Below are 11944 nucleotides of genomic sequence, written 5' to 3' on the forward strand. Positions count from 1 at the left end.
TACGAAACCCGACAACCGGCATGGCACCGTAGTGTCGGCGCCGGTTCAGTCGGGAAGTTCGGGCCCGAGCGTGGCGTCGAGGTCGCGTGGGCGCGTGAGTTCGACGAGCCGCGCGCATCCCAGGTCAAGGTCTTCCCAGCGGTCGATGGCCAGCTCCAGGACGGCAAAGGTAGCTGTCGGGAATTTCCGCTCGACGATCTCGCGCAAGGGGCTGCTGCCGTCATCGGGCACCAGATCGAAAATCAGGTCTTCGAGCCCCGGATTATGCCCGACCATGAGCACGCTTTCGGGATCGCCGTCCATTTCGCGCAGCAGGTCGATGAGAGTCGCTGAACTGGCGAGATAGATGCGTCGGTCCCATTCGACCGGAAAGGCGCGGCCCCAGGCGCGGCTGGCTGTTTCGATGGTTTCGGCAACGCGTACAGCGGGCGAGGCAATGATGCGGTCGAAGCGCCAGCGGCCATTGCGGATGTGCCGCCCCATCGCGATTGCACCGCGCTGCCCGCGTTCATTGAGCGGGCGATCGAAATCGCGCGCGCGGGCATCGGACCAGTCGGACTTGGCATGGCGGAACAGGGCGAGCGTCTTCACGCAGGTTTCCCGTCATCGTTAGGTGTGTCGGCCCCGACAGGGCCGGGGATGGCGCGGCGAGTTCCAGAAACACCGCCGGCGATACTTTGTAAAGCGGCATCGAGTGTTACGCGGCGTACCGGAGTCCCCGCCGGAAAAGCGCTCAACAGCCGCGATGGGAAGGCCGACGAAAGTACGACGAAATGACCGCGGTCCTCGCCCGAGCGGATCAGGCGGCCAAAGGCCTGTGCCAGCCGGGCCCGGATGATGGCGTCGTCGTGCGCCTGGCCTCCATTGCTGCGCGATCCCTCATTGCGGTTGGCCTTCGCGCCTGCCGCCAGTCGGCGTGCACGGTGCAGGATCGATGGCTTGGGCCAGGGCACCTGTTCCATCACCACGACTCGCAGCGATTCGCCCGGAACGTCGACCCCGTCGCGCAGAGCGTCGGTCCCGAGGAGCGAAGCGCGGGGATCGTCGCGGAAAATGTCGACGAGCGTGCCAGTGTCGATCGGGTCGACGTGTTGGGCATAGAGCGGCAGGCCGTCGCGAGCGAGGCGATCGACGATCCGGCCATGGACGACACGGAGGCGACGAATTGCCGTGAACAGCCCGAGCACTCCGCCGCCCGCCGCCTCGATCAGCCGCGCATAGGCCGCAGCCAAAGCCGCGATGTCGCCGCGCGGGACATCGGTCACGATCAGCACTTCGGCCTGATTGGCATAGTCGAACGGGCTTTCGACCGCGAAGAGATGTGGCGCCCCGGCAAGGTATCCCGCACCGCTGCGCGCGATCGCTGATTCCCAGTCCGGCCCGTCGGCGGTGCGGTCGCACAGGGTCGCGCTGGTCATCAAGACGCCGTGCGCCGGAGCGAGGACGGTCATGGCGAAAGGCTTCACCGGGTCGAGATAGTGACGATGAAGACCGATATCCCACTCGCGCCCTTCGGAGCGTTCGACCGCGAGCCAGTCGACGAAATCGGGATCAGCGGGGCCGCCAAGGCGGGCAAGCAAGGCGATCCAGCCAGAGAGCAGGTCGCTGCGCCACTGGATCGACCCGCGCGCGCCTTCGATCCGGGCGCGGGCGGCCCCGTCGAGCCAGTCGGGGGGATCGCTCAGGATCGCCTCGAGCCGTGCGTTGAGCTTGAGCAGGGGCTGGCGCAAGGCTTCGAGAGCATCCTGCGCCAGTGCGGCCTTGACGATGATGTCGCCGTCAAGGCCTGCCGCTTCGGTCTCGAGACCATATCCTGCTTCGCTGCCGCCGCTTTCGTCGCGGGCATGAACCGTTGCGCGGGTGGCGGCGAGCAGGTTTTCGACCGGACCCCACGGCGCGCCTTCGCCGATCCGGGCGAGCCAGCCTTCGCCGGGCAGGGCTTCGGCCGCCGCGCGGGCGCTCGAAATGGCAAGCGCACCTTCCTCGTCATAACTTGCAACGTCGGCGAGTCGGGCGGCTAGGCCGCGCCTGCGTCCGCGCGATTTCCCTTCGGGGCCGATCACCCAGCGGCGCAGTTCGATGGTTTCCGCGCCCGTCAGTGCGGCGGCGAACGTCGCGTCGGCAGCGTCGAAGACATGATGGCCTTCGTCAAAGACGATACGGGTCGGTTGGCCACCGTTTTCCCGGCCGCGCGCGGCATTGATCATGACGAGGGCATGATTGGCGATGACGAGATCGGCTTCGACCGAGGCGCGGGTTGCCCGCTCGATGAAGCATTTGCGGTAATGCGGGCACGCGGCATAGATGCATTCGCCGCGCTGGTCGGTCAGGGCCGAAATGCCGCGCCGCCGGAACAAGGTGCCGAGCCAGCCGGGCAAGTCGCCGCCGACCATGTCGCCGTCCTGACTATAGGCGGCCCAGCGCGCGACGAGTTGGGCAAGGATCGCCGCGCGCCCTTGAAACCCGCCTTGCAGCGCGTCTTCGAGATTGAGCAGGCAGAGATAATTCTCGCGTCCCTTGCGCACGACGACGGCGGGTTGAGTGCCGCGCCGGTCGGGATAGGCTCGGCGGCTTTCGCGCCGCAACTGCCGCTGCAGCGCCTTGGTGTAAGTCGAAACCCAGACGGTCCCACCCGACAATCTGCTCCATAGCGAGGCCGGGGCAAGATACCCGAATGTCTTGCCGGTCCCGGTCCCTGCTTGCGCCAGCACGACATGGGGCGTCTGCACCTCGCGACGGGGGGCAAAGGCTTCTCCCGCTTCGCAGGCGAACGCGCGCTGGGCGGGGCGTTCCTCGGCGCCATGGCCGGTGATCGCGGCAAGCTGCGCGGTGATCTCGTCCGGTTCCAGTGTGATCTGGGCCGGTTGCGGGCGCGGGGCGGCTTCATCCCATTCGGGCAGGCGCGTAAAGAGCCATCGTTCGGCGCGGTCGGGACGGGCGATTGCGTCGGTCAGGAGGGCTGTCCAGGGCCAGCGCTGGCGGGCCAGCGACTGCAGGACGGTCCAGGCGCCCTCGCGCTGTTCCCAGTCCGCCCGACCGGTTGTTGCCAGAAGAGCAGCTGCGGCCTGTCTCAGGAAACCGGGAACGGCCGCGTCACCGGCAGGTTCGGGCAAGTCGAGGGCTTGCGCCAGACCACGCGGGGTCGGGACAACGAAGCGTGCGGGAAAGACGAAGGCAAACAGTTCGAGGAGGTCCAGCCCGGACAAGTCGGGATAACCCAGGCGGCTGGCCACGAGCGGGGCATTGAGCACGATCAGCGGGGTATCGGCTGCCGCGACGATCGCTTCGCCCTTTCCGACGGCGCGGGCGTTGTTTCCCTCGCCCGACTTGCCGTCGTCCAGCCAGCATCCGCCGTGGCTTGCGTGAAGGGCCGGCAGGGAGAGGGCAGGGGCGGGGATCATCACCCCGTCCTCTGGCGGGGTTGCCGGTCAAAGTAAACGGCGCGCGCAATTTCCCCCTTAAACGGATGGCGCGCCCGTCGTTCTCCCAGACCAGGAAGACGGTGCGCACCCGGAGACAATAGCCGGGGCGTTCCCGAGGCCGCCCATAGTGGAGAATGGGAACCATGACAGTCATCAACACGAACATTTCGGCTATCCGCGCAGCGGCAGCCTCGAATTCGGCCACCCAGTTGATGGGGGTCGCGATGCAGCGCCTGTCTACCGGCAAGCGGATCAATTCCGCAGCCGACGATGCAGCCGGCCTTGCCATCTCGACGACCATGACGGCCCAGATCGACGGCATGCAACAGGGCGTCAGCAACTCGAACGACGGCATCTCGATGGCGCAGACCGCAGACGGCGCGCTCAACGAAGTGACCAACATGCTTCAGCGCATCCGCCAGCTTGCCGTGCAGGCCGGATCGGACACCTATCAGGCGTCCGACCGCACGGCGATGCAGACCGAAGTGTCGAACCTGACCGAACAGATCAGCGACATTCTCAACAACACCGCGTTCAACGGCAACAAGCTGTTCAATGTGGTCGGCACGACCCCGGCGACCACCGACGATCTCAAGTTCTCGATCCAGACGGGTTCGCAGAGCGGGGATGCGGTCACGCTGGTCAGCAAGGCGTTCGACGGTTCAGCGCTGTTCGGCACCGGCAACACGTCCTATTCGTCAGCCGCGACCCAGTCGCTCGACGTCAGCACCACGACCGCGGCGGCGACGACGATCTCGAACGTCGATACCGCGCTTGCCGCGGTGAACGCGACGCAGTCGGGCATGGGCGCGGGTGAAAACCGGCTTCAGTCGGTGGTCAGCAACCTCACCGACAACATCACCAACCTGACCGATGCGCGCAGCCGCATCCAGGATACCGATTATTCGACGGAAACTACGAAGATGGCCAAGGCCCAGATCCTGGCCCAGGCGTCGACCGCGATGATCGCACAGGCCAATCAGGCGCAGCAGTACGTCCTGTCCTTGCTCAAGTAACAAGGTTCAGGGCGGACGGTTGTCTCTCCACCTGGGCAGGGCCGCGTCCCGCGCGGTCCTGCTTGGTGGCTACTCGTTTCCGGCGGTACTCCGGGCGGCAGGGTCTTGCATCCTGGAGCACCTTGTGTCCTTAGGCTCGCCTCATGGGAAACGCCGAGAACACTGTCGAAAAGACCTGGCTTACTGCCGACCGCCTGCTGGAAGATTCGTTCCGGCTGGGTAACCTCATCGTCGATTCCGGTTTCGTGCCGACGCATATCGTCGGCATCTGGCGGGGCGGCGCCCCGGTCGGCATCGCGGTGCAGGAACTGCTTGAATATCGCGGGATCGATACCGATCACATCGCTATCCGGACCAAGTCCTATGAAGGGATCGACCGGCAAAAGAGCGAAGTGCGTGTCTACTCGCTGGGCTACCTGATCGATACGCTCGAACCGAGCGATCGGCTGGTGGTTGTCGACGACGTCTTCGATTCGGGTCGCTCCGTCGAAGCTTTCCTGCAGGAATTGCAGGCACGCTGTCGCCACAACACGCCGCGCGAAATCCGCGTGGCCACCGTCTATTGGAAGCCCAGGCGGAACAAGACCGAACTGCGTCCGGACTATTACGTCCATGAGACCGACGAATGGCTGGTCTTTCCGCACGAGATCTGCGGGCTTTCCGAAGAGGAAATCCGTGCGCACAAGCCACAGGCCGGGCTGATCCTCAAAGATTGACCCGGTTTCCCTTGCCAAAATCGCCATAATCGCGAAAGGGCGGGGGGCTATGACCAACATTGCCCTTTCCGAAACCGCCCTTCGCGACAACGCTCTGTACGAAGCTGCGCAGGTGTCCAAAGCCTGGCCCTTCGAGGAAGCGCGCAAGCTGGTCAAACGCTATCCCGACGGCAAGCGGGATGCGAACGGCGCACTCGTGCCGGTCCTTTTCGAAACCGGTTACGGTCCCTCGGGTCTGCCGCACATCGGCACGTTTCAGGAAGTGCTGCGCACGACGCTCGTCCGGCGCGCTTATGAAGTGCTCACCACCGACGAGAACGGCGTGCCCGCGCCCACCCGGCTGGTCGCCTTTTCCGACGACATGGACGGGCTGCGCAAGGTGCCCGACAACGTCCCGAACAAGGACATGTTGACGGCCAATCTCGGCCGCCCGCTGACGCGCATTCCCGATCCCTTTGCCAAGTTCGAAAGCTTTGCCCACCACAACAATGCGATGCTGCGCGATTTCCTCGATCGCTTCGGCTTCGACTATGAATTCGTCTCTGCCTCGGATCGCTACAACTCGGGCGAGTTCGATGCCGCGCTCGCCAATGTTCTGACGCATTACGATGCGATCATGGCGATCATGCTGCCGACCCTGCGCGAGGAACGGCGCCGGACTTATTCGCCGGTCCTGCCGGTTTCGCCGACCACTGGCGTCGTCCTGCAAGTCCCGCTCGAAGTGCTCGACGCGGCGAGCGGCCTTGTCCGCTTTACCGATGCCGACGGCACTGTTGTCGAACAGAGCATTTTTGGCGGCAAGGCCAAGCTGCAGTGGAAAGTCGACTGGGCCATGCGCTGGGTGGCGCTGGGCGTCGATTACGAAATGTGCGGCAAGGATCTGACCGATAGTGTCACGCAGTCGGGCAAGATCGCCAAGGTTCTCGGCGGGCGCCGTCCCGAAGGCCTGATCTACGAGCTTTTCCTCGACGAAAAGGGCGAAAAGATCTCGAAGTCCAAGGGCAACGGCCTGACCATCGAACAGTGGCTGGAATACGGCAGCGAGGAATCGCTCGGGTTCTATCTGTTCCGCGAGCCCAAGAGCGCCAAGTCGCTGCATGTCGGGGTGATCCCGCGCGCCGTCGATGAATACTGGCAGTTCCGCGAAAAGCTGGCGAGCCAGCCGGTCGAGCAGAAGCTGGGCAATCCGGTCTGGCATCTCCTGCGTACCAATGGCGAGCAGGGCGGCGAAGGCGACAAGTTGCCGGTCACCTACGGTCTCTTGCTCAATCTCGTCGGCGTACTCGGCGCCAATGCCTCGCGCGAACAGGTCTGGTCCTACCTTGGCAACTATGTCGAGAATGCCGATCCCGCCGCCCATCCGGCACTCGATGCGCTGGTGACGCGGGCTCTGGCCTATAACCGCGACTTCATCGCGCCGACGCTCCAGCGCCGGAAACCCTTGGCCAACGAGGCGGCCGCTCTGACGGCGCTTGACACCGTTCTTGCCGGCATGTCGGCCGATGCCGGTGCTGAGGCGTTCCAGAACGCGGTCTACGAAATCGGCAAGGACGAAGCCTTTGCCTTCGAAAGCCTGCGCGACTGGTTCAAGGCGCTGTATGAAACGCTGCTCGGCTCTTCGCAGGGGCCGCGCATGGGCAGCTTCATCGCGCTCTATGGTCTTGCCAATACGCGTGCCCTGATCGCCGAGGCTCTGGCGCAGGCGTGACGCGCGACCAAAGGGACTGACGACCATACGGATCGGATTTGTCGGATTGGGAACAATGGGCCGTGCCATGGCGGCGCGGCTGGTCGAAGCCGGGCACGAAGTGCGCGTGTGGAACCGTTCTCCCGGTCCGGCAGCCGATCTGGCGGCAAGGGGCGCGATCACCGTCCCGACCCCGGCTGACGCTGGGGAAGGGGCCGAAGTGCTCGTCTCCATGCTCGCCGACGATAACGCGACCCGCTCGACGGTGATCGACAGCGGATTGATCGACGCCCTGCCCAAGGGCGCGATCCATGCCAACATGGCGACCGTCTCGGTCGAACTGGCGCAGGACTTTACGCAGCTCCATGCCGAACGGGGGCTGGGCTATGTCGCGGCGCCCGTGCTCGGACGCGCCAATGTGGCTGAGGCGGGACAGTTGCAGATCCTGGCGGCGGGCGATCCTGCACTGCTCGATCGGCTTGAACCGCTTTTTTCCGCAATGGGCAGCCGGACGTGGATGTTCGGCGAGAACCCGGTTCAGGCCAATGCGGTCAAGCTTGCCGCCAATTTCATGATCGCCAGCGCGATCGGCACGATGGGCGAAGCTGCCACTCTGGCCGCCGGGCATGGTGTCGCGCCGTCGGCCTTTCTCGAGATGGTCACCTCAACGGTGTTTGCCGCGCCGGTTTACCGCACATATGGCACCGCGATTGCCGAAGAGGCGTTCAGCCCGGCGGGTTTCCGCCTCGAACTCGGGCTCAAGGACGTGAAACTGGCACTGGCAGCAGGGGAGGCAGCGCGGGTGCCGATGGGGCTTGCCGGCATCCTGCGCGATCATTTCCTCGACAGCCTTGCCCATGGCGAAGGCGATCTCGACTGGGCCGCAGTCAGTCGGGCTGTGCAGAGGCGTGCAGGTCAGGGGCCCGCAGGGCAGGCTTGAACGCCGGGGCGGAGGTTCCGCTCGTGCTTTCCTGGTCGGCAATCCAGCGCTGGATCTTCGCATCGAGCACATCGAGCGGCAGGGCACCGCTCATCAGCACTTCATCGTGGAAATCGCGAATGTCGAAGCGGGGGCCAAGCTCGCGCACGGCCTGATGGCGCAGGCGCTGGATCGTCATGGCGCCGATCTTGTACGCGACGGCCTGACCCGGATTGGCGATATAGCGATCGACTTCGGTCGTGGCGTCGATCCGCCCGGTTCCCGAATTGGCAAGCATGTAGTCGATCGCTTGTTCCCGGGTCCAGCCACGGGTGTGCAGCCCGGTATCGACGACGAGCCGCATGGCGCGCAGCATTTCATCGTCGAGCGTTCCCCAGTGCTGCATCGGGTCGGTGTAGAACCCCATCTCGTACCCCAGCGTTTCAGCATAGAGCGCCCAGCCTTCGACATAGGCGGCATTGCCGCCGAACCGTTGGAAGTCGGGCAGGCTGGTGTTTTCCTGCGCAAGGCTGATCTGGAAGTGATGGCCTGGCGCTCCTTCGTGCAGGTAGAGCGTGGTGATTCCGGTCAGGAAGCGATGCGGCAGGTCATAGGTGTTGTAGAAGAAGATACCCGGGCGGCTGCCGTCGGGCATGCCTTGGCTGTATCCACCCCCAGCCTCGTAGCGGGCACGGAACGCGGGGTAGGGCATGATCAGCAACGGCGTGCGGGGCAGATGGCGAAAATAGTGAGGCGCCAGCAAGGCGACCGCATCGCCGACCTCGCGATAGCCGCGCGCCAGATCCTGGGCCGTACGCGGATGAAAGCGGCGATCGCTGCGGATCACCTCGAAGAAGTCGTTGAGCGGGACGGTATAGCCCAGTTCGTGTTCGACGCTCTCCATCTGGGCGCGGATGCGTGCCACTTCAGAGAGGCCGATGCGGTGAACTTCGTCGGGGTCGAGAGCGAGCGTCGTATGTTCGCGCAGGAGCAACCGGTAGAGGCGCGCGCCGCCCGGAATGGCCGAGAGGCCGACATCCGTGCGGGCGACCGGCAGGTACTCGTTGGCGAGAAACGCGCGCAACCGGCGATAGGCCGGATAGACGGACTGCGTCGTTGCAGCGAGAAATTCGCGTTCGAGCCGGGCGCGGGTGGCCAGCGAAAAGCTGCGCGGGAGGTTGCGGGCTGGTGACGTGAACAGCGAATCGGCGGGTGGGCGCGCCAGAATGGTATCGATCTGCGCGATCATGTCGCTCACGATCAGGCGCGGTTCGACGGCACCGTTCGCCATGCCTTCGCGAAAACGGGCGATGGCATTGTCGAACAGGACCGGCAGCGTGCGTTCGAGTGCGATCCGGGCTTCGAAATCGGCGAGTGTGCGCAGGGTCCCGCCTTCGTCGGTCGCCGCCATTTCCGGAAATTCGACGTGGAACCCGTTGAACTGACTGAACGGCTGGGCGGCGATCAGGGACTGCGTCGAAGGATCGAGCATGTCCTTCTGATCGAGCAGCATGTGGCGAAACACATCGTAGGACAGTCGCCGCTGGGGATCGAGGGCGGCCCGGTCGATACCCTCGAGTTGCTGAAGGGCGCGCGTGTTGAGCGCGCGCTGCCGTGTACTCAGTTCCGGAGTGAATACCTGTACCAGCAGGTCATGCGCAACCGGTTCCCCACGCGCGAGAGCATCGACGGGGTCGAGATCCTGTTCGGATCGGGTTTCCTCGGCAAAGAGGCGATCGAGTTGGGAAGCGGCATTTTCGGCAGTGGGCGCACTGTCCGTCGATGGTGTGGCGTCGGCCGGGGCGCTGTGGACCCGGTGGGAGGCCGGTGGCGAATCGATGGCCGCGCTGATGGCGGTGGTCGAAGTGGCGGGATGTCGGGCGGGCGTGGCGCAGGATGCAAGGGCCGGGATGAGCAGTCCGACGAGAGCAAGACGGTTGTAGCGATGGAACAGGGGCAAATCCGATCGCGCCGTGATTCCTTGCCGGATCACGCCCATGGCCGGGCCCGGTACCATTTCGTCAGCACATATTTGGTGCCGCGCAAGACCGGCGTTCCCGCATGAAGCGTCTTGGGATTGGGGCGGCCGTCGGGAAGCATGTTGTTCCAGATCAAGAGAACACCGGCTTCGGGCGGAACCGTCAGGTTTGCCTTGGAAAAATCGGTCGCGCCGCCTTCCTCGACCGTGTTGAGGTAGCCCATGGCGGTCCAGCTGCGCTGACCGCCGCGAGCGCGTTCGGTTTCCCAGTAATCGTGTTTCGTCACGAAGTAGTCGAAGTGATGCCGGAATTCCTGGCCGACCGCATAACGCTGTCCCTGCATTGTTTCACCGAGCGCCGGATCAAGGCCGAGCAGGTCGTCGATCCGTTTCTGCAGCGTGCGGATGAACGGATTCTTCGGATCGACATCACCGGTGTAGCTGGTGCGCCCCTTGTCATGGTTGTCGTCATAGGTGGGCGAGGGCCGGGCGACGTCGTCGACCATGGCAATCAGGCGGCGACAGTCAGCTGTGTCGAGGAACTCGGAAACCGCATAGATTTCAATTTCATCGACAGGAAGGCGATAGGCCGCCGGATTGGCAGACAGGCGGTTGCGAACCGTTTCGCCGATGATGCGGAGAGCGTCGCGATCCTCGTCGCGGGAGCTTGATCTGAATGAAAAAACCATTGTCCTGCGAGGTTCATGGCCCAAGCATGGGGCTTGAGCAAGAGCCAGACCCAAGGGTTATACCCCAGACAGTTATTCGTTTTGTTTTAGTCCATTCCGGATAGGTCCCATTGCAAAAGCATGGAAAATCCCCTGTGACCATGGTTAACGCGAGATCACGGGGAATAACCGTGACGCGATGTCAGGTTCCCTTGCCGACCTAGGGCCGTGTGGGTTTTGCAGGGCACGCATTGCAGATGGTCGGAACAGGCTCTCTTTTTCGTCCGATCGGCTCGCGTCGGGTCTATAATTTACGGAGACGACACACTTGGACGTCCGTATCGATTTTGATGCACGCGCGCTTCGGCTGGCAAAGTCGCAGTACGACGCGCGCCGTCGCCGCGATGCCGCCGTGGGCGTGCCGGGCCTGTTCGGCGAGCCTGCGTGGGATATATTGCTCGACGTATTCATAGCGCAGAAAAGTCGTCAGGAGCTTCAGGTGTCGAGCGTGTGCATCGAGGCCGGGGTTCCTTCGACGACGATCCTGCGCTGGCTTTCCCGACTTGAACAGGAAGGCCTGATCTATCGCGCTTCGGACAATGTGGACGGACGTCGCCGTTTCGTACGCCTGACCGATGCAGGGGAAGAGTTGATGCATCGGGTCATTGCCGCGATCGGCCCGAACGATTGACCGATCCGGGTGAACCCGGCGCCGATTGAGGGCGCCGGGTCACGAAAGGCGTTACCAGAACACGCCGTAGAGCACGTCCACGACCTGTCCGTCGTCGACATCGACCAGAAGGGCGTCGTTGTAATACCGGACCCAGCGATAGGGGCCGTAAGCCGGCGGCAGGCGATAGGCCCAGGGATCGGCAATCCAGTAGTCCGACCCGTAGAAGGCCGAGCCCAGGAAGAAGCCGATACCGATCCGCGAATAGTTGTATCCGCGATAGGGCGGGTAATAGAAGCCGAGGTGGAAGGTGTCGCGGTGGCCGCTGCGCCAGCCGTACCAGTCATAACGCCGATCGCTGCGCCAGCCGCGATCCCACACGCCGCGACCATCGCCACCGCGATAGCCCCAGCCCCGGTCGCCGCCCCATCCACGATCACCCCAGCCGCGATTGTACCAGCCGCGTTCGCCCCATTCGCGTCCGCGGTCGCCACCGTTCCAGCCCCGGTTGCCGTTCCAACCCCGATCGCCGTTTCCGCCCCGGTCGCCGCCATTCCAGCCGCGATCGTTGCCGCCACGGAAACCTTGCCCACCGCCGTTGCCGTTCCAGCGCCCGCCATTGTTGGCCTGGGGCTGTCCCTGCGCAGGGCCGCCGTTGCCGCCCCGCCAGTTCGGAACGGCCTGGGTTCCGCCGCGCTGCTGCCAGTTGCCTTGCGGCGAAGCCGTGGCCGAGCCGCCCCAGCCGCCATGTTGTGCTGTCGGAGCGCCACCGCCTTGCTGGCCAGACCAGCCGCCGCCCGAAGGACGGGCACCACCACCGCCGCCGCCTTGCGCGCCGCTCCAACCGCCACCCGCAGGACGGCCGCCG

10 protein-coding genes are annotated in these 11944 nt (G+C 64.5%); 5 read left to right on the plus strand and 5 right to left on the minus strand.

The window, feature by feature from the left end; all coding sequences use genetic code 11:
* Positions 1-45: 45 nt before the first annotated feature.
* Positions 46-591, minus strand: a complete 546-nt coding sequence (locus Y88_RS02155) for a SixA phosphatase family protein (RefSeq protein ID WP_008065829.1) — start codon at positions 589-591, stop codon at positions 46-48.
* The gene (locus Y88_RS02160) at positions 588-3401 is read right to left on the minus strand and encodes an ATP-dependent DNA helicase (protein WP_018075241.1); all 2814 of its coding nucleotides are present in this window, start codon (positions 3399-3401) and stop codon (positions 588-590) included. The genes Y88_RS02155 and Y88_RS02160 overlap by 4 nt, the downstream gene beginning before the upstream one ends.
* Positions 3402-3565: 164 nt before the next feature.
* Between Y88_RS02160 and Y88_RS02165 the strand changes: the two genes are divergently transcribed.
* The 4 genes from Y88_RS02165 to Y88_RS02180 all read left to right on the plus strand — a co-directional run bounded on the left by Y88_RS02165 (position 3566) and on the right by Y88_RS02180 (position 7781).
* Positions 3566-4438 (plus strand): flagellin N-terminal helical domain-containing protein, encoded by an 873-nt coding sequence (locus Y88_RS02165; protein ID WP_026166764.1) that lies wholly within the window; start codon positions 3566-3568, stop codon positions 4436-4438.
* 143 nt (positions 4439-4581) lie between these two features.
* Complete coding sequence (locus tag Y88_RS02170; protein ID WP_008065832.1) at positions 4582-5154, plus strand: phosphoribosyltransferase; 573 nt, start codon at positions 4582-4584, stop codon at positions 5152-5154.
* Between the two features lie 49 nt (positions 5155-5203).
* Complete coding sequence (locus Y88_RS02175) at positions 5204-6862, plus strand: lysine--tRNA ligase (protein WP_008065833.1); 1659 nt, start codon at positions 5204-5206, stop codon at positions 6860-6862.
* 31 nt (positions 6863-6893) lie between these two features.
* Positions 6894-7781, plus strand: a complete 888-nt coding sequence (locus Y88_RS02180) for an NAD(P)-dependent oxidoreductase (RefSeq protein WP_232280948.1) — start codon at positions 6894-6896, stop codon at positions 7779-7781.
* Here Y88_RS02180 and Y88_RS02185 read toward each other — a convergent pair.
* Together Y88_RS02185 and Y88_RS02190 are read right to left on the minus strand one after the other, a co-directional pair.
* Positions 7729-9777 (minus strand): DUF885 domain-containing protein, encoded by a 2049-nt coding sequence (locus tag Y88_RS02185; RefSeq protein WP_008065834.1) that lies wholly within the window; start codon positions 9775-9777, stop codon positions 7729-7731. The two genes, Y88_RS02180 and Y88_RS02185, sit on opposite strands and share 53 nt — an antisense overlap.
* Complete coding sequence (locus Y88_RS02190; protein WP_008065835.1) at positions 9750-10427, minus strand: prolyl hydroxylase family protein; 678 nt, start codon at positions 10425-10427, stop codon at positions 9750-9752. The genes Y88_RS02185 and Y88_RS02190 overlap by 28 nt, the downstream gene beginning before the upstream one ends.
* Positions 10428-10734: 307 nt before the next feature.
* On the opposite strand from Y88_RS02190, the gene Y88_RS02195 reads away from it, so the two are divergent.
* The gene (locus Y88_RS02195) at positions 10735-11097 is read left to right on the plus strand and encodes a winged helix DNA-binding protein (RefSeq protein WP_008065837.1); all 363 of its coding nucleotides are present in this window, start codon (positions 10735-10737) and stop codon (positions 11095-11097) included.
* Positions 11098-11148: 51 nt separating this feature from the next.
* Here Y88_RS02195 and Y88_RS19095 read toward each other — a convergent pair.
* The coding region (locus tag Y88_RS19095) for an RcnB family protein (protein WP_157132597.1) at positions 11149-11944 on the minus strand (796 nt) is incomplete at its 5' end.

The sequence above is a fragment of the Novosphingobium nitrogenifigens DSM 19370 genome (assembly GCF_000192575.1).
GTDB lineage: Bacteria > Pseudomonadota > Alphaproteobacteria > Sphingomonadales > Sphingomonadaceae > Novosphingobium > Novosphingobium nitrogenifigens.